At 66.3% G+C, this 18,701-nt stretch carries 13 protein-coding genes; 10 read left to right on the top strand and 3 right to left on the bottom strand.

The genetic code is table 11. The features are described from left to right. Window positions 1-55: 55 nt before the first annotated feature. The 5 genes from QP415_RS09490 (at window position 56) to QP415_RS09470 (ending at window position 6,875) form a co-directional block, all read left to right on the top strand. The gene (locus QP415_RS09490; RefSeq protein WP_048675014.1) at window positions 56-1,477 is read left to right on the top strand and encodes a DUF418 domain-containing protein; all 1,422 of its coding nucleotides are present in this window, start codon (window positions 56-58) and stop codon (window positions 1,475-1,477) included. Window positions 1,478-1,821: 344 nt separating this feature from the next. Next, complete coding sequence (locus QP415_RS09485; RefSeq protein ID WP_016460429.1) at window positions 1,822-2,484, top strand: YbjN domain-containing protein; 663 nt, start codon at window positions 1,822-1,824, stop codon at window positions 2,482-2,484. Between the two features lie 120 nt (window positions 2,485-2,604). Beyond that, the gene (clpB, locus tag QP415_RS09480; RefSeq protein WP_016460428.1) at window positions 2,605-5,217 is read left to right on the top strand and encodes an ATP-dependent chaperone ClpB; all 2,613 of its coding nucleotides are present in this window, start codon (window positions 2,605-2,607) and stop codon (window positions 5,215-5,217) included. 75 nt (window positions 5,218-5,292) lie between these two features. Then, the gene (locus QP415_RS09475) at window positions 5,293-6,075 is read left to right on the top strand and encodes a TetR/AcrR family transcriptional regulator (protein WP_285099823.1); all 783 of its coding nucleotides are present in this window, start codon (window positions 5,293-5,295) and stop codon (window positions 6,073-6,075) included. Beyond that, window positions 6,072-6,875: a serine hydrolase domain-containing protein gene (locus QP415_RS09470; RefSeq protein WP_285099821.1), complete on the top strand. Its 804-nt coding sequence runs from the start codon at window positions 6,072-6,074 to the stop codon at window positions 6,873-6,875. Before QP415_RS09475 ends, QP415_RS09470 begins: the two co-directional genes overlap by 4 nt. Window positions 6,876-6,950: 75 nt before the next feature. Here QP415_RS09470 and QP415_RS09465 read toward each other — a convergent pair whose 3' ends face one another. Next, complete coding sequence (locus QP415_RS09465; RefSeq protein ID WP_285099820.1) at window positions 6,951-7,766, bottom strand: exodeoxyribonuclease III; 816 nt, start codon at window positions 7,764-7,766, stop codon at window positions 6,951-6,953. Window positions 7,767-7,905: 139 nt separating this feature from the next. Here QP415_RS09465 and QP415_RS09460 point away from each other — a divergent pair, with 139 nt between their 5' ends. Together QP415_RS09460 and QP415_RS09455 are read left to right on the top strand one after the other, a co-directional pair. Beyond that, entirely contained in the window at window positions 7,906-10,899 is a 2,994-nt protein-coding gene (locus QP415_RS09460; RefSeq protein WP_285099819.1) for a choice-of-anchor M domain-containing protein, read from the top strand. Between the two features lie 81 nt (window positions 10,900-10,980). Continuing rightward, window positions 10,981-11,769: an SDR family NAD(P)-dependent oxidoreductase gene (locus QP415_RS09455; RefSeq protein ID WP_285099818.1), complete on the top strand. Its 789-nt coding sequence runs from the start codon at window positions 10,981-10,983 to the stop codon at window positions 11,767-11,769. Window positions 11,770-11,847: 78 nt separating this feature from the next. Here QP415_RS09455 and pyrE read toward each other — a convergent pair whose 3' ends face one another. Then, a complete protein-coding gene (gene pyrE, locus QP415_RS09450) occupies window positions 11,848-12,417 on the bottom strand; it encodes an orotate phosphoribosyltransferase (protein ID WP_016460422.1) in 570 nt (189 codons plus the stop codon). 26 nt (window positions 12,418-12,443) lie between these two features. Next, complete coding sequence (locus tag QP415_RS09445) at window positions 12,444-13,265, bottom strand: HAD-IIA family hydrolase (protein WP_016460421.1); 822 nt, start codon at window positions 13,263-13,265, stop codon at window positions 12,444-12,446. Here QP415_RS09445 and QP415_RS09440 point away from each other — a divergent pair. The 3 genes from QP415_RS09440 (at window position 13,264) to fbaA (ending at window position 18,410) form a co-directional block, all read left to right on the top strand. Beyond that, the gene (locus QP415_RS09440; RefSeq protein WP_285099817.1) at window positions 13,264-13,992 is read left to right on the top strand and encodes a TrmH family RNA methyltransferase; all 729 of its coding nucleotides are present in this window, start codon (window positions 13,264-13,266) and stop codon (window positions 13,990-13,992) included. The genes QP415_RS09445 and QP415_RS09440 overlap by 2 nt on opposite strands. Before the next feature lie 218 nt (window positions 13,993-14,210). Beyond that, on the top strand, window positions 14,211-17,237 hold the full coding sequence (locus QP415_RS09435; RefSeq protein WP_285099816.1) for a family 20 glycosylhydrolase: 3,027 nt from the start codon (window positions 14,211-14,213) through the stop codon (window positions 17,235-17,237). A 147-nt stretch (window positions 17,238-17,384) separates the two neighbouring features. Further along, window positions 17,385-18,410, top strand: coding sequence for a class II fructose-bisphosphate aldolase (gene fbaA, locus QP415_RS09430; RefSeq protein WP_016460418.1), 1,026 nt, complete (start codon window positions 17,385-17,387; stop codon window positions 18,408-18,410). The last annotated feature ends 291 nt before the right edge of the window (window positions 18,411-18,701 follow it).

Below are 18,701 nucleotides of genomic sequence, written 5' to 3'. Positions count from 1 at the left end.
AGGATCTCCGGCCTCGCCCCTTTGCTGCATCGACACCACCTCGAGTAAGGACGCCATGCACACCCTGTCTTTCACGGGCGCACGCCAGGTGCGTTTCCCCGCCCCCGATGTCGCGCGAGGCTTCATGCTCGCGCTCATCGCGCTGGCAAATGTGCCCTTCTGGCTGCGCTATTTCCCGGATGCGCCGCAGGTGGGCGAGGCGGCGCTGGCGGCCATGAACGACGCCGATCAGTGGTGGTACCTGGTGCGAACCCTGTTTGTGGACCGTCGCGCGTATCCGCTGTTTTCGATTCTGTTCGGCTTTGGTATGGCGATCATGGCCTCGCGCACGATCGAGCGTGAGCGCCGCTTCGCGATGGACGCGATTCCCCCCGAGCTGAGCGCCGGGTGGAACACCGTCCAGTGGGAGAACGTCCGGGATTCCGTCGAGCGGCGAGCGCGCCGCGCGGCCTCACGCCTGATTCGCCGCCGCGGCTGGTGGATGCTGGCCTTCGGCCTGGTGCATGGAATCGTCTTCGCGGGCGACATTATTGGCGCGTACGGTCTCGTGGCGGTCATTTTTGCCGAGGTGATTGTCATGCGGCGGCCGTGGCTGCGCGTGCTGGTCGGCGCGATCATCGCCTCCTTGAGCATGCTCGGGATTTGGTCGATGGCGGCGATGGTGGGGCGCGAGCCGATGGTGCTGGAGAGCCATGGACCCGTCGTGTTGGACGCGTCGTATCTGCTGGTCTCGCTCGCCTCCTGGCTTATCGCGACGCCGATGACTGTCCTGACGGCGCTCGTCGTCCCCTGCGTGATGATCGGCGTGGGTGTTGCTCGCTGGGGGCTGCTGCAGGATCCGCGTGGGCGCGGGCCGCTCCTGGTTGGCATCGCGCTTGTGGGCCTGGGGATCGGAGCGCTCGGGGCCGTTCCCTTCGCCCTCATGCAGCTGGACTGGGCATTTGTCGGGTCGGCTGCCTGGTCGTATCCGCTCTTTCATGCCTCGGGTGTTGCGGGAGCCTGCGGGTGGCTGGCGCTTCTCGCGCTCGTGGGAGGTGGCCCACGCGAGAGTCTCGGCTCGGTATGCGCGTTCTTGAGTGCGATCGGTCGCCGTTCGATGACCGCCTACCTGTCGCAGACGCTGCTCTTTATTGTTATGTTCGGCGTGCTTGGCGCGTTCGGCGTTCGTGTGCTGGGGGTTGCGGTTTCGGGGCTTCTTGCACTGGGGGTCTGGGCGCTGATTGGCTTCGGCTGTGTGATTGCCGAGGTCGGGGGAACCTCTCGTGGTCCCGCGGAGTGGGCGCTGCGTTGGCTGGTTGCCAAGACGGCGAGGCCTTTGCCGCTGCCCACCTTGCCGCTCGCATTCCCAGCCGCCTCGGTCGGTTCGGGGGCGGCAATACCGGGACCGTCCTTGTCAATGCCGCCGGTTTCTGGCGCTGGGCCCCGCGGGATTTCGCAGGATTCACCGGGGTCCACCAATGCAAATTGCCCTATTTAGTAGAAAGTTTTGTGTTCTGCAAGAGCTAATCGTAAATGTGATCAAGCATACAAACTAAAAATAGTTGCCTCGGGCCCCCCGGATGAGCTGCGACGATGGTGACGCACCGTCTTGAAGGTGGCGTTCAGCGGTGGCGTAAAAGCCTTGGGGGCATTGGTTTTTCGCGGTTTCTACGCTACTGTGAAAGCACCAAGACACGTGCTGGTAACACGATGAGGTGAGCGGAGGAGGCGCCAATGGGAAAGCATATGTGGACCATCGTTAGGGGCGGTCGACGCGCTCTCGCCCCGTCGGTAGCGACGCAGTGGCGCGTCAATGAATATCGGCACGAATAGGGGAACATCATGGGCTGGCTTTGGCGGGCGGATGCCGACGGAGGAACCGACGGTGAGGAGACGCCTCGCCGCCGCGATCTGCCGGACGATACCGCCTCTGATATGGAACAATGGGGAGGTAGCAAAGCAGCACCTCCGGAAGGAATTGTCACGGGTAATTCGGAGTTTGAAGCGAATCGTTTCGATATGGTTCGCCCCATCACGCAGGAGCGCTTGGGCCTCCTATTTGACTCTGAGGGGTGGACTTGGCGTATCGATAACGATGGGGATCTCTGTGGTTTGTGGGAGGGACACCTATTCTGCTTCCGCTTCCTTGGCGACTCGCGCGAGGTGCTGTCGATCGTCGCGTTCATGAAGAGTCTCGTTCCCATCGAATTTGGCGAGGATCTACGCGACTTCCTGCAGGCCTGGCACGGCGAGTTCCTGTGGCCGAAGGCGTACGTCGCTGACCAGGATGAGGGTGACCGTGTTGTCGCCGAGGTGAATGCTGACTATGAGTATGGTGCGACGGATGCGCAGCTCGTTCAGCAGGTGATGTGTGCGCTCGCGACGACGCTGCAGCTGTTCCGCGCGCTCGAGGAGCGCTACGGTCTCGAGGGAGACGAGGGGTCCGGTCCAGCTGGTGGGCATCAGCGCGGCTTTGGTGGTCCCACCTGGCTTCCGGAGAACTGACTCACATCCTCCAGAAATTTGAAGTTGAGTGGAATAGACTCAACTTCGGCTTCGTTGTGTCTGTCAGAAGGCGTCGAGTGACTCGGCGCCACCAGACAAACCATTTGGAGGAGTAATTTCATGGCACGTGAAATGACAACAAAGGCGCAGGAGGCCGTCTCCTCTGCGCTCGCGGCTGCTGGTGCGGCCGGAAACCCGCAGGTGGAGCCCATCCACCTGCTCGAAGCTCTCATTGAGCAGCGCGAAGGTATTGCGCTGTCTCTTCTCGAGGCTGTTGGCGCCGATGTGCGCGCGATTGGTGCGCGCACCCGCAACGCCCTCGTGGCTCTCCCGAGCGCGCAGGGCGCCTCCACGGGGAGTGCGCAACCCTCGAACGCGCTGCTCGCGATCGTTCGCGACGCTGGCGAGCGCGCCGAGGCCGGCGGTGACCAGTACATTTCGACCGAGCACCTGCTCATCGCTCTGGCCGCCTCGCAGACCGAGGCCGGTCGAATCCTCACCCAGGGTGGAGCCAGTGCCGACGCTCTCACGCAGGCGCTCGCGCAGCTGCGCCCCGACCCGATTACCTCGGCCGACCCCGAGGGATCCTTCGAGGCCCTGTCCAAGTACGGCCGCGACCTCACGGAGGTTGCCCGCGAAGGCAAGCTCGACCCGGTCATCGGGCGAGATAACGAGATTCGTCGCGTCATCCAGGTCCTGTCTCGTCGTACCAAGAACAACCCTGTTCTGATCGGTGAGCCCGGCGTTGGTAAGACGGCCGTCGTCGAAGGCCTCGCCCAGCGCATCGTCGCCGGCGATGTCCCGGAATCCCTGCGCGACAAGCGCCTGGTCTCCCTCGACGTGTCGTCGATGGTTGCCGGCGCGAAGTATCGCGGTGAGTTCGAGGAGCGCCTGAAGGCCGTCCTCGCTGAGATTCAGCGCTCCGACGGTCAGATCATCACCTTCATCGACGAGCTGCACACGGTCGTCGGTGCGGGAGGCGGCTCCGAGGGCGCAATGGACGCGGGCAACATGCTCAAGCCCATGCTCGCCCGCGGTGAGCTGCGCATGGTCGGCGCGACCACGCTCGACGAGTACCGCGAGAACATCGAGAAGGACCCCGCGCTGGAGCGTCGCTTCCAGCAGGTGTTCGTCGGTGAGCCCTCGGTCGAGGATACCGTCGCCATCCTGCGTGGCATCGCCCCGAAGTACGAGGCGCACCACAAGGTGACCATCTCCGACGGTGCTCTTGTCGCCGCGGCCACCCTGTCGAACCGCTACATCACGGGTCGACAGCTGCCCGACAAGGCCATCGACCTGATCGACGAGGCCGCGTCTCGCCTGCGCATGGAGCTCGACTCCTCGCCGGTCGAGATCGACGAGCTGCGCCGTAGTGTGGATCGCCTTCGTATGGAGGAGTCCTACCTGACCGAGTCCGATCCGGAGGGCCTCGACGAGGCCACCCAGGATCGCCTGAGCAAGCTGCGCGCCGACCTGGCGGATCGCGAGGAGACGCTGCGTGCGCTCACTGCCCGTTGGGAGGCCGAAAAGGCCGGTCACAACCGCGTCGGTGACCTGCGTGTTCAGCTCGATACGCTGCGCACTCAGCTGGATCTGGCCGTGCGCGAGGGTCGCTGGGAAGAGGCTGGTCGCCTCCAGAACGGCGAGATCCCCGCGGTTGAGCGCCAGATTGCCGAGGCGGAAGCTCAGGCTGAAGCTCAGGATGCTCGCGGTGATGAAGAGCCGATGATCGCTGAGAAGGTTGGCCCCGCAGAAATCGCCGAGGTGATCGAAGCGTGGACCGGAATTCCGACGGGTAAGCTCCTGCAAACTGAGACCGACAAGCTCCTGCACATGGAGGACGAGCTCGGAAAGCGCCTCATTGGTCAGAAAGATGCCGTGCGAGCGGTGTCTGATGCGGTCCGTCGCTCCCGCGCGGGCCTGTCTGACCCGAACCGTCCGACCGGTTCGTTCCTGTTCCTCGGCCCGACGGGCGTGGGTAAGACCGAGCTGGCCAAGGCGCTCGCGGAGTTCCTCTTCGATGACGAGCGCGCCATGGTGCGCATTGACATGTCGGAATACTCCGAGAAGCACTCGGTTGCACGCCTCGTCGGTGCCCCTCCGGGGTACGTGGGCTACGAGCAGGGCGGTCAGTTGACCGAGGCTGTGCGTCGTCGTCCGTATTCTGTCGTCCTTTTGGACGAAGTTGAGAAGGCCGATCCTGAGATTTTCGACATTCTTCTGCAGGTGTTGGATGACGGACGTCTCACGGACGGGCAGGGGCGGACGGTGGACTTCCGTAACACCATCCTGATCCTCACCTCGAACCTCGGTTCGCAGTTCCTGTCGGACCCTGACTTGACACCCGAAGGAAAGCGGGAGTCTGTCATGTCTGTTGTTCGCTCGGCGTTCCGTCCGGAGTTCCTCAATAGGCTGGATGAGACGGTCATGTTTGACGCGCTTACCCGCGAAAATCTGGGCGAGATCGTCGATTTGCTGGTCGCGTCGCTCGAGTCTCGTCTCCGCGAGCGTCGCATCGGTTTGACAGTAACCGAACCGGCCCGCGGATGGCTCGCTCGCGTGGGCTATGACCCGGCATTCGGTGCCCGTCCGCTGCGTCGCCTGATTCAGCGCGAGATCGGTGATCGACTGGCTGTTCTGCTGCTCGGTGGAGACGTTCAAGATGGTCAGAATGTGACAGTTGACATTAACGACTCCATCGACGGGCTTGTCATGAATGTTGATAAACCCTGAGATTGCGCGGTACACTGACTACCAGTGTGTATTTCGGACGCGCGGTATGTGGCGTCTGCAACAGCAGGAGATGATATGACAACCCAGAGGAAGGCCCGTGGCGCCTACTCCGTAGGACAGGCGACGCGTGAATCCATCCTCTCGGCAGCGATGGTTCTGATCGCAGAGCGAGGCTACAACGGCTTTTCTCTGCGCGACCTCGGCCGTCGAGTCGGTATTTCGCACCCCGCCGTCGTCTATCACTTCCCCTCAAAGGAAGCGATCCTGCGCAGTGCGATCCAGCGTCACGAGGAGATGAACGCTCTCTTCGACGTCACCATTAATGAAGAATCGGAAGGTGGCTTCGACGAGGGCGGCATCACCGCCGGCTCGTTTGTTCACTGGGCGGTCGGAGAGATGCGCTTCGCCATGAAGCCCGGCGCTGACGCGGCCATCGCTCTGGACTGTGTCCTGTGGGCCGAGTCGTCTTCTGAGACGCACCCGGCGCACGCCCACTACAAGTACCGCACGCAGCAGATGGAGGAAGCCCTCACTGCGATGATCCAGAACTTCGTCGAGGAGGAGGGTGCCGACATCGGTACCACGCCTCGTACCCTGGCGAAGATCCTCATCCGCTACTGGTACGGCTCGGTCGTCTCGGCTCGTTACAACGATGAGCCGATTGACGCTCGCGAGTTCGTCGCGGACTTCCTGGCCGTGTGCGTGCAGCTCCTGCACCTGCCCGCGCACTACGTCCTCAAGCTCGGCGCTTCGGTGCCCGAGGAAGTTGCTGAGGTCTACGCTCGCACACTGCGTAAGATCAGTGAAAAGACCACCGCGGCCGCCGAGGTTGGTGCGGCCCCGGAGGCCACCGCGTGATCGGCACACTGCCGTCTTTCGATGTCGCCCTCGTCCTTCGTGTCGGGGGCGACGTCGTCTATTCGCACGGCGACGTTGATCGCGAGTTCCCGCTCGCGTCGGTGACGAAGCCGATCGTCGCGTGGTCCGTGCTGGTCGCGGTTGATCGTGGCCTCGTCTCGCTTGATGATCCTGCGGGTCCCGAGGGGGCGACGGTTCGTCATCTCCTGGCCCATGCCTCGGGCCTGCCCTTTGAGGGGCGGCGCCCCGTTGCCGCGCCCGAGAAGCGCCGCATCTACTCGAACGAGGGTTTCGACATTCTCGGCGAGGTGGTCGAGGCGGCCACCGGCGTCGGCGTCTGCGAGTGGGTGCGCCGCACGGTCTTCGAGCCGCTTCGCATGACGACGGCGGATATTCCCGGCAGTCCCGCCCATGCCGGTGTTGCGAGTGCGGCGGATGTCAGCCTCTTTGGCGCCGAGCTTGCCCGCCCGACGCTCGTGAGTGGCCCCTTGGCGGCTCTCGCGGGGCTCTCGCAGTTCCCCGCGCTCGCCGGTGTCGTGCCCGGCTACGGGCGCTTCACTCCCTGTCCGTGGGGTCTCGGCCTCGAGATTCGCGGCGAGAAGTCCCCGCACTGGACTGCCCCCGACGCCTCCCCGCGCACGATCGGGCACTTCGGGCAGTCCGGCTCCTTCGTGTGGGCGGACCGTGACCTGGGCGCCAGTGCGGCCTTTGTCGGCGCGGAGCCTTTTGGACCCTGGCACCATGACAACTGGTCGGCGCTTAACTCCGAGCTGCTGCGCCTCGCGCGCGAGCACGCGTAATCGATACGGAACGAGGCCTGGGCGTGTGCCCAGGCCTCGACGTGTGTCGGCGGCGCCGGGGCCTCGTCGCCTCGCTTAGTTGACGTCGACGATGACGGGCACGTGGTCCGAGGCGCCCTTTCCCTTGCGTTCGTCGCGGTCGATCTGTGCGCCGCTGACGCGCGCGGCCAGCGCTGGCGAGCAGTAGGCGAAGTCGATGCGCATGCCCTCGTTCTTGGGGAAGCGCAGCTTCTGGTAGTCCCAGTAGGTGTAGTTCGTGACGCGGTCTCGCGTGACCTCGACCCAGCCATCCGCGGCGAAGGCAGCGAAGGCTTCGCGCTCGGGGGCCGACACGTGCGTGGCGCCCTCGAAGGCGCTCATGTCCCACACGTCCTCGTCCAGGGGTGCGACGTTCCAGTCGCCGACGAGGGCGATGCGGGCCCTGGGATCCTCCAGCCAGCCGCGCCCCTGCTCGGCGAGGTTTGCCAGCCACTGGAGTTTATAGGTGTAGTGCGCGTGGGTGAGTTCGCGGCCGTTGGGCACGTACAGGCTCCAGATCGTCATCGACGAGGCCTGCCCCTCCTCGGCGGGAAGGACGCCGGTCGTGTCGACGGTGACGCCGAGTGCGCGGGCTTCGACGACGGGCGGCTCACCGAAGGCGGGCTGGGTGGGGAAGTGGTCACGAACCTCGAGGATCGGCAGGCGCGAGGCCACGGCGACGCCGTTCCACTGGTTGAGACCGTGGATTGCAACGTGGTAGCCCGCTTCCTCGAACGGCTCGATGGGGAACTGGTCGGGGCGGCACTTGATTTCCTGCATGGCGAGCACATCTGTGTCAGAGCGTTGAAGGAAGGCGATGACGCGGTCGACGCGCGTGCGGATGGAGTTGACGTTCCAGGTCGCAAATCTCATGGGGTTGAGCCTATCGGTGGGTCGGGGGAGCGGCTGCGTGAAACGCGCGTGAAACATGCGCGATGGGTGTGAGTTGTGTGAGTCCTTATTTAGAGTGATAATGATTCTCACCAACAACAAAGCTAGAAAAGGCACCCGAATGTCACACCTGCGACGCATCAGCACCGCTGCGCTCGCCATCTTCCTGGCACTCACGCCCGCCGCCGCGTGGGCTGGACCCGACCAGGACAAGGAATGGATCGTCACCGGACAACACGTCGATGCACCCATCCCCGTCTGGCACGACGACACCAACAGCTTCTCGCTCAACACCATCAACATGCCGATGGAAAAGACCGCGCTGTGGATCCCGAAGGCCTGGACCGGCACCGGCGAGAAAGACGAGGCGAAGTCGCAGCTCGTCGTTCCCGCGAAGCGTCCCGACCTGGCCTTCCTCGGGGCCGAGGGAACCGTCCTGAACGCCGCGCCCCAGAACCCTGGACCCGGTAATACGCCCATCTGGGCGGGCCTCGGCGCGGGCGAGATCGGCGACACTGACAAATTCGAAGGCGAGACCTACACGCTCGACCTCATCAGCGTCGACGGTCCAGGCCGCATGGAGATGTTCATCGATAATGGCGACAGCGTCAACCGCTTCCTCTCCAGCCATGACACCGCGTACCGCAGCGTCTACAACCCGCGCCACACGCACCTGTACACGACGTTCACGCAGCCCGGCCGCTACGTTGCGAACTACAAGATGACCGCGCGCAGCGCCGACGGCACCGCTATCTACTCCTCGCCGATCACCCCGCTGGTCTGGCAGGTCGGCGGCGCGAACCCCGCCGACGGAACCATCAAGGACATCGAAGCCGCCTACAACTCCGCGCGCGCGGAACGCACCGACGGCAACGCAGCCACCCCGACGCTGACCGTCTCTCATCACGCCGAGCGCGAGCACCCCGGCGACAACCACCTGACCGACATCACGCTCGACACGGGCGTCGCCACCGATACGGGGCGCGCATGGATCACCGTCAACGGCTACTTCCTCACCGAGGCCGCCGTTGAGGGAGGCCGCGCGACCGTTTCCGAGCTGCTCGGCGCCGACGCCGCGGCCGTGCAGGCCGTCTACATCCCCGGCGACTCCGCCTCGGCGCGTTGGATCTCGCAGACCGTCCAGTACTCCCAGAAGGACACCGAGCCCGTCACCGTCGGCGCCGCCGACACGATCCTCGGCCCCTCCAACCCGGATCCGGCCCCCGTGTGGAACCCCGACCGCCTGCCGATCTCCTCGCGCCGCGTCGACGTCTCCTACGACCTCATCCCCGGCACGACCGACCAGTACACGGCCACCGTGCGCGCGAACGACCCGACCCTGCGCGCCACCTACAAGATCGAGTTCTTCGAGTCCAAGTACGATTTCAGTCCCTGGTGCTCCATGGAGGGCACGCTCGGTGCGGGCGGCATGGACACGAAGCCGCAGGACCTCGGCGTGTGCCAGTCCGACCCGATGTACATGCGCGTGACCCTGCGCCCCCACCCGCTCTCCGACGCGGTCATGACCGTCGCGGATGCCTCCGACGTCACCGTCGGCTCCCACGTCGGCCTCACCGCCATGCTGAAGATGCGTGACGGCGTCGCCGCCCCCGACGAGCCGGAACCCGCTCCGAACCCGACGCCCGCGCCTGCTCCTGCGCCCGACAACGGCGGAAACGATGCAGCCCCGGCCCCGGCCTCGTCCCTGCTGAACAATCCCGTGGAGATTGCGCGCGGGCACCTGGACGTGCGCCTGACCCAGGCCAGCGGCGAGGGTGGCCTCACCTACGGCCTCGCCGTCAAGGACGACTCCCTGACCAACGCGCGCACCTCCGTGCTGCGCACCGTCGGCTCCACGACCCTCGCGGTCGCCCCCAATGCGCGCTTCGTGCGCCCCGCATCCCTGTCGGATCCGAGCTACGACGTGCTCGGCCCGGTGGGAACAGCCACGTACGTGCTGCCGGAGACTCAGAACAGCGACATCGTGTGGCCCGGCCTGTCCACCGAAGGTATCGACTACGCGGCGTTGCCCGACGGCGCCGACCTGACCCTGCACCTCGCGCAGGCTCCCGAGGGCGCACGAGTCGCCTTCTTCCAAGGAGGCACCTTCGGCGCGGGCGCGAAGGTCCACTTCGACTCGAGTAAGGGCGATGGCGTCGTCCACACGACCGAAGCAACGCACATGCACGGCAACTGGGTTTTCAGTGCGCCGGGCACCTACCGCATCGAGGTGGGCGCGCGCAGCGGCGAGCGCAGCCTCGTCGAGCCCCAGTCTTTCACCGTGATCGTGCGCTCCGGCCACCACGACGAACGGCCTGCCCCGGTGGACGAGGAGCCAGTCCCGACGCCCTCACCCGGACCTGCGCCCACGCCGGAGCCGACCCCGGCACCGTCTCCCAGCGTTGATCCCACACCCGCGCCGAGCGCGGACCCCGCTCCGGCGCCGAGCGTCGACCCTGCGCCTGCACCGGCTCCCGCACCGACGGCGGACCCGGCGCCCGCTCCGACCGCGGACCCTGCGCCTGCACCCGCTCCGGCCCCCAGCGTCGACCCTGCGCCTGCACCGGCTCCCGCACCGACCGCGGACCCCGCGCCGAGCGCTCAGCCTGTGCCCGCACCTGCGCCGAGCGCGGACCCGGCACCGATGCCGCGCCCCTTCCCGGCCCCTGCACCCACTGGCGGTCCGGTTCGAGTGCCCGCAGCGCCCGCGACCAACGCAGGCACCCCGGCCTCGTCCGGTGCGTCCCGTACGGCGGCCCCCGCTGCGACCGGCGGTAGCGCGACCGGCGCTCCGGCTGCTCGCAGCAACGGAGCGGCAACTGGAACGACCGGTGCGGCCAGCTCGGCACCCGTGACCGCCCCGAAGGCGGCTCCCGCGGCCACCCCGTCCGCGAGCCCCTCAGCCGCTCCCCAGAGTGGCGCGCAGAGCGGTGCCCAAAGCGGTGCGGCGGCGAGCCCGGAGGCTGGAACCAGCGACGCGGCCGCATCCCTGCCGGTCGCCGCGGCTGCGGATACTGGCCGCTCGGGCGGATGGAGCCCCTACTGGCTCGTCCTCCTCGTCATCCCGGCAGCCCTCGCCGGTGGCGGAGCCGGATACCTGATCCGGACCCGATGAGGTGCCCAGCCGGGGCGGGACGCACGCGCGTTCCCGCCCCGGCTTCGTGCTGCCGAAACGATGCGGCGCTAGACTTCCCCCATGGGAACAGCGCTGGTCACCGGAGCAACCTCCGGCATTGGTGAAGAATTCTGTTGGCAGCTGGCCGCCGCGGGCCACGACCTGGTGCTGATCGCGCGCCGCGAGGATGCGCTGCGCGCGCTCGCGGACACGCTCGCGAACGTCGCGGGCGTGCGCGCCGAGGTAATCGCGGCCGACCTGTCGACCGACGAGGGCTGCGCGCGCGTCGCCGCACGCCTGGACGTGGGAGGCCCCGCCGACCGTGACAAGCCGGACCTGGCGCCCGTCGACCTCCTCGTCAACAACGCCGGCTTCGGCCTGGGGAGTGACTTCCTAGACAATAGCCTGGACAATGAAATTAATGGCCTGAACGTGATGGTTCGCGCGGTCATGACGCTGGCCCACCACGCGGGCATTTCCATGCGCTCGCGCGGCCGCGGCGCCATCCTCAACGTCGGCTCCGTCGCCTCGCGCACGGGCGCGGGTACCTACTCCGCGCACAAGGCCTGGGTCGTGGCCTTCACCGAGGGCCTCGCGGCCGAGCTCAAGGGCTCCGGCATCACCGCCACCGTCGTGTGCCCCGGCCCCGTCGACACCCCCTTCTTCGAGCGTGCGGGCGTCGACATGCGCGCGACCCCCTCGTGGCTGATGGCCAGCCCCGAACAGGTCGTCACGGAAGCCCTCGACGCCGTGCGCGCGGGACGCGTCCAGGTCACCCCGACCATCCCCTACAAGGTCGCCATGGGCGCCATGAAGCTCGCCCCGCGCTGGGTGACCGCGCGCGCCATGCGTTCCGTCCCCCACATGTGAGGGCGCGCAGACGACAACGAGGCCGGGGCCAGGTTCGCGCAGAACCCAGCCCCGGCCTCGTCGTGTGAGAGCGGAGAATCAGGCCAGGCCGATGTCCTCCAGGCCCAGCGCGTAGAAGTACGGGAAGCCCTCGGCCTCGATGCGTTCCTTCGCGCCCGTCGCGCGGTCGACGATCACGGCGACGGCGACGACGTTCGCGCCGGCCTCGCGCAGAGCGAGAGCAGCCTCCAGCGGCGAGCCGCCGGTCGTGGACGTGTCCTCGAGAACGACGACGTTCTTGCCGACGACGTCCGGGCCCTCGATGCGGCGCTTCATACCGTGGTCCTTCGCGGCCTTACGCACGACAAAAGCGTCCAGGTCCAGGCCGCGCGATGCGGCGGCGTGCAGCATCGCGGTGGCGACCGGGTCGGCGCCCATCGTCAGGCCGCCGACGGCCACGTACTCCTCGCCCACCGAGAAACCGGACTCCTCCAGGAGATCCAGCATGACGTGGCCGATGAGGGGAGCCGCCTCGTGGTGCAGGGTCGAACGGCGCATGTCGACGTAGAAGTCGGACTCGCGGCCCGAGGCCAGGATGACCTTCTCGTGGATGACGGACAGCTCCTGGACGAGGGCAGCCAGGCGCGCCTTGTGGGAATCGTTGGTCATGGGTGTTCCTTCCGGATCGGTGTGGGTCAGTGCGCCGCCTCGACGAGCTCAATGAGATCGCCGATGCCCTCGTGGATGCCGAAGGGGCGGAACGGGAAATTGTTGACGTCCTCGCGGGCGGTAGAGCCCGACAGGACGAGGTGGGTGCGCAGGCCGGCCTCGACGCCCGCGCGCACGTCCGTGTCCATGCGGTCGCCGACCATCGCGGCGCTCTCGGAGTGCGCGCCGATCTTGTTCAGGCCCGCGCGGATCATGACGGGGTTCGGCTTGCCGACGAAGTAGGGCTTCTTCCCGGTCGCCGCCGTAATCATCGCCGCGATGGCGCCGCACGCGGGCAGTGTGCCCTCGTCGGAGGGGCCCGACACGTCGGGGTTGGTCGCGATGAACTTCGCGCCACCCTCGATGAGGCGAATCGCGTGGGTCAGCGCATGGAAGTCGTAGGAGCGCACCTCGCCGAGCACCACGAACTCCGGATCGATCTCCGTCATGACGTAGCCCGCGGAGTGGATCGCGGTGGTCAGGCCGGCCTCGCCGATGACGTACGCGGTCGAGCCGGGGGATTGCTGGTGCAGGAACGCGGCCGTGGCGTTCGCGGAGGTCCAGATGTTCTCCTCCGGGATGTCGAGGCCCGAGTTTGCCAGGCGCGCGGACAGGTCACGGTTCGTGAACACGGAGTTGTTGGTGAGGACCAGGAAGGGGATGTTCTTCTCGCGAAGCGCGGCGAGGAACTCGTTTGCGCCCGGAAGCGCTCGATTCTCCTTCACCAGGACCCCATCCATGTCAGAGAGCCACGCGGTCACGGGCGGCAGGTCGGTCAGGGGAGTGGGTTCGTGCGTCAGGGCAGTCATGCCTCCATTCTACGGTGCCGCTAGGGTGGGATCCGTGAACGAGTTCGAAAACGGGTGTGACATCGCGCGGCAGGGAGCCTTGGGAGGCGGCGAGGCTGGGGTGCAGGCGAGTGCGCAGGTCGGAGTCGGTCCGTGGCCGGGCGGGGAGGGGGCCTGGCCGGCTGGGGAGCACTACGACCCTGAACTCCTGCGGATGGGGGACCGGCGCAACGTCGAAGACCGCTACCGCTACTGGAGGATGGACGCGATCCGAGCGGACATCGCCGCCCGCTCGCTGCCTTTCGAGGTGGCCGTGGAGAACCTCGATCACGACTTCAACATCGGGTCGATCGTGCGCACGGCGAATGCGATGGGTGCGCGCCGCGTGCACGTGGTGGGGCGCAAGCGGTGGAACCGGCGTGGCGCGATGGTCACCGACCGATACCTGCCCGTGGATCATCGCCCGGAGGTGCGCGAACTCGTCGATCATTGCGCCCGGGAGGGCTTGACACTCGTGGGCGTGGACAACGTTGAGGGGTCGATAGCGCTCGAAGGCGCTGTGCTGCCGGAGCGCGCGTGCCTCGTCTTTGGGTCCGAAGCCTCCGGTTTGAGCGAGGAGATGCTCGCAGCGTGCGAGATTGTCGTCGCTATTACTCAGCGCGGTTCGACTCGGTCCATGAACGTTGGACACGCCGCTGCGATCGTTATGTGGGCGCACGCGTCGCGCCTGGAGGCCGCAGAAAAATAGTGAGTTTCGAGCGAAGTGTCAAACTCATTAGCGCTATTTAACGCGGCCTTGTTGCGTTTCTGCTGAACGGGCACGATTTAACCGTTTCTATTGTTTTGAGGCATCGACTTTTGATAGGCTTTGCGGGCCAAAACGTAGTCGGAATGGATACGGACTATCCGTTTTAATTTGGGCTTTGGACAGTTTGCGTGGAAGCAAACCGCTGAACAGGAGAATTAATGCCCCAGTCATCGCCAAGCCATGCGCGGGCCCCGCGACTCGCACGCTCACGAGCGAAGGTCGCGCTGATCCTCGCCTCCGTGTGTGCGCTCGTCACCGCGGTCCTCGTCCCCCTGACCTCCCACCTGCACGCGCAGGCCGCCTCCAACGTCCCCGTAACGATCCCCTCCCTCGAGGGCTGGACCCCGGCCTCGGGCTCATGGACCCCCGCAAGCGGCCTCCAGATCGTCCGCGCCGACTCTGCCGAAGCCGCCGGTGTCAGCGCCCTGCTGAGCCGTGCCCTCACCGACGCCGGCATCACCGGCATCACCGAAGGCACCGCCACCTCCTCCTCCAACGCCGTCACCCTCACGATCGATCCGTCTCGCTCCACCCTCGGCGATGAGGGCTACGAGCTGACCGTCGGTGCGAACGGCGCCCAGATCACGGCCGCCACCCGCGCGGGCCTCCTGTGGGGCGCCCGCACCCTCGAACAGGCCGTCCGCTCGGGTCATGGAACCGTGCCCGCAGGCTCTGTCACCGACATTCCGCGCTTCCCCGACCGCGGCGCCACCCTGTGTGCGTGCGGCACCCACATCACCCCGGACTGGATCATCCGCCAGATCGACCGCATGTCCGACCTGAAGATGAACTACCTGTCCCTCGAGCTGCGCCTCAAGTCCGACAAGTACCCGGCCACCACCTCCTTCTCCTACTACACGAAGGACGAGGTCAAGGCGATCGTCGAGCACGGCCGCGAGGTCGGCGTCCGCGTCGTCCCGCTCCTGAACGCCCCCGGCCACACCGGCACCATCCTCGGCAACTTCCCGCAGTTCCAGGTCGCCGACGACAGTGGTAACAAGAGCGCCAACCACCTCAACTTCATCGACCCCGCAGCCCAGCAGTTCTACTTCGACCTCATCGACGAGTACATGGACGCCTTCGGATCCACCGAATGGCACATGGGCGCCGACGAGTTCTTCTTCCAGCAGGGCCCCGAGCACTATTCGAAGTACCTCGCTCAGATTCGCGCCGCCTACGGCGATCAGTCCATGACCTTCGACGCCGCCTTCAACGACTTCGTCAACAAGGTCAACGCGCACGTCAAGTCGCGCGGCGGCACGCTGCGCGTGTGGAACGACGGCATCGCCGACATTTCGCGCATCCCCATCGACAAAGACGTCATCATCGAATACTGGGGCAAGGGTGAGTCTAGCCAGGAGAACGCGAACCGCGGCCTGCCCGCCAAGACCCTCGTCGACGCCGGCTACACGCTCGTGAACGCGTCCTCCGCGCTGTACTACTACCGTGACCAGCCCTCCTCCTACGTCATGCAGGTGCAGGGCCTTGACGGCGTGTACAAAGACAAAGACTGGAACATGAACAAGTTCTACCAGAACGAGGACTACAAGGTTCCCGACGCCTCCATCCGCGGCGGCAAGGTCTCCATCTGGCAGGGAGGCAAGGCGAAGGTCACCGACCACGAGACCGAAGCCTGGATCTCCGACGGCTTGCGCTACGGCGCCCAGATGTTCTGGAACGCACGGACCCCCAAGGCTGACGGTACGGTTGGTGCCTTCAAGGCACGGATCAACGCCGTCGGCGAGCCCTCCACCTACGTCGACCCCACGCGCGACACCCTCACCCCCGGCCAGTACGCGATCGCACTGGCCGACGGACGAGGCCTGAGCGTGTCGGGCGCCGCCCCCGCCGTGAGCGCGTCCTCCGACAACTGGCAGCTCACCGCCACCCCCGACGGCTACTACCAGATCCGCTCGGTCAACGCGAACCGCTGCCTCGCTGTCTACTCCGAGGAAGCGCCGAACTCCGAGACCCACGTGTCCACGAAGCCCGGCCAGCCGGCAGTCGCATACTCGTGCGCCGACATGAGCCAGGAATTCACCCCCACCTTCCAGGGCGACTACGCGACGCGTAACCCCCAGAAGTGGGTCGCTGAACCCGCCGACGATGGCTTCCGCCTGCGCAATGCCGCGACCAATCAGTACCTGAGCGTCATCGACTCCGGCTACCTGTCCCGCCGCCCCAACGGTGGCGCGAAGACCGCGAAAGGCACCGTCGCACAGCTGCCCCTTGACGTCACCGTCGACAGCGGCTCGGTGTTCACCCTCACCTCCCAGGCCTCGTCGGCCCTCGACGTGAGCATCGAACGCGAAGGCGACGAGGCCTACCCGAAGAACGCCCTGTCCGGTATGGACCGCGCATCGCTGAACATCATCGGCGACGAAAACTGGGGCGAAAGCGTCCTCAAGGTCTCCGTCACCAACAAGGGCACCACGGACGTCACCGGTATCCACCTGACCCCCGAGGTCTCCAACTCCTGGAAGCTCGCCAACGGCCCCCAGCCGATCGACCGCCTCGCCCCCGGCGAGACCCGCGTCGTGAAGTTCTGGGCGCGCCCCACCACCGAATTCGGTGAAGCGACCTTCACGGTCACCGTCTCGCACTCCGGTGAGAAGACCGTGGCCAGCCAAGGCCTGATCGGCGTGTGCGGTCCCCGCGTCAAGACCGAGGCCGTGGCCGCCGACTCGACGGACTGGGCCAACGAGATGACCACCATCGCAATGGCGACCGACGGAGACCCGATGACGCACTGGCACTCCCAGTACACCCGGGCGCGCAAGGACTACCTGGACCCCACGGATCCCCTGCGCAAGTGGCCGCACTGGATCGACGTGAAGATCGGTGATGGCTCGGCCGGGTACGACGTCTGCGCCGTCTCCTACACGCCGCGTCACGGCAACGGCACCAAGGCCTCGGGCCGTGCGAAGGACGTCCAGATCTACCTCGCAGGCAGCCTCGACGGCCTCAAGGGGCAGGGAGACAACAAGGACAAGCCTGAGGCGCAGGGCAACCCCGTCCTCGTCACCACCCTGGCGAACGTCCCTGGCACCGTCGACATCCCCGTCGCGGGCAACGGATCCTTCCTCCGCTTCCGTGGCACGAATACGCAAGATGACGTCGCGAAGACCCTCACCGACGTCATGTCCGTCGCCGAACTCGGCGTCCGCGTCGGCCGCTCCAACTGACGCCTCGCCGAGGCGTTAACCGACGCATAACCGCGGGGGAGGGGTTGGAAGAAAACCGTCCAAACGGGACTTCCATCCCCTCCCCGCTCGTGCAAAATGTGAGAGAATCGGACACGACAAAACTGTCACTCGATTAGGAGGCTCCAAGTGCCTATCGCAACCCCTGAGGTCTATGCAGAGATGCTGAATCGCGCACGGGATGGCAAGTTCGCCTACCCCGCGATTAACGTGACCTCGTCCCAGACCATCACCGCCGCCCTCCAGGGCTTCGCCGAGGCCGAGTCCGACGGCATCATCCAGATCTCCGTCGGCGGCGCCGAGTATGGCTCCGGCTCCACCATCAAGAACCGCGTCACCGGCTCGCTGGCCCTCGCCGCCTACGCCTACGAGGTTGCCAAGAACTACGGCATCACCGTGGCTCTGCACACCGACCACTGCGCCAAGCAGAACATCGACTCCTGGGTCCGCCCCCTCCTCGAGATCGAGGCCGGCCAGGTTGCCGACGGCAAGCTGCCCACCTTCCAGTCCCACATGTGGGACGGCTCCGCGATCCCGCTCGACGAGAACCTCGAGATCGCCAAGGAACTGCTCGCCATGTCCGTCAAGGCCAACACCATCCTCGAGATTGAGGTCGGCGCTGTTGGCGGCGAGGAAGACGGCGTCGTTGGCGAGATCAACGAGAAGCTCTACACCTCCACCGCAGACGGCATCAAGACCGTTGAGGCCCTGGGCCTCGGCGAGAACGGCCGCTACATCACCGCTCTGACCTTCGGCAACGTGCACGGCGCCTACAAGCCCGGCCACGTGAAGCTGCGTCCCGAGCTGCTCGGCACCATCCAGAAGGAGGTCGCTGAGCACTTCGGCCTCGACCACCGTCCCTTCGACCTGGTCATGCACGGCGGCTCCGGCTCCACCGCCGAGGAAATCGCCACCGCTGTCGCCAACGGCGTCATCAAGATGAACGTCGATACCGACACGCAGTACGCGTTCACCCGCCCCGTCGTGGACCACATGATGCGCAACTACGACGGCGTCCTCAAGATCGACGGCGAGGTCGGCGTGAAGAAGCAGTACGACCCGCGTACGTGGGGCAAGTCGGCCGAGGCCGGCATGGCCGCCCGCGTTGTCGAGGCCTGCCAGCGTCTGGGCTCCGACGGCACCCAGATGCGCTGAAACAATCGCTGAGAGCCGCCTAGCGGCCTGATGCGTGAGCCGCCCGGCCCCTGTGGGGCCGGGCGGCTTCGTTGTGTTTGTTGGGCCGGGCCGCTGTGTGTGCCGGTGGGCGGCGGCCCGCCCGCGAGATCGCCACACGCGAGCCTGGCGGCTCGGAGTGGTCGATCTCGAAGCCCGGCCAGGCCCCGCAGACCCCGCGGCGGCCTCCAATCGGGGTCAAGTCCTGTGGAGTGGTGTAATCGTTTTGTGTCCTTCGGGGTGGGTTATGCGCTGAGTTGGAGTGTGGGTTCC

Source organism: Pauljensenia sp. UMB3104, assembly GCF_030217285.1.
In the GTDB taxonomy this organism is placed as follows: domain Bacteria; phylum Actinomycetota; class Actinomycetes; order Actinomycetales; family Actinomycetaceae; genus Pauljensenia.
Note: the sequence above shows the minus strand (reverse complement) of the source record. Positions and strands in the feature narration are given on the sequence as shown.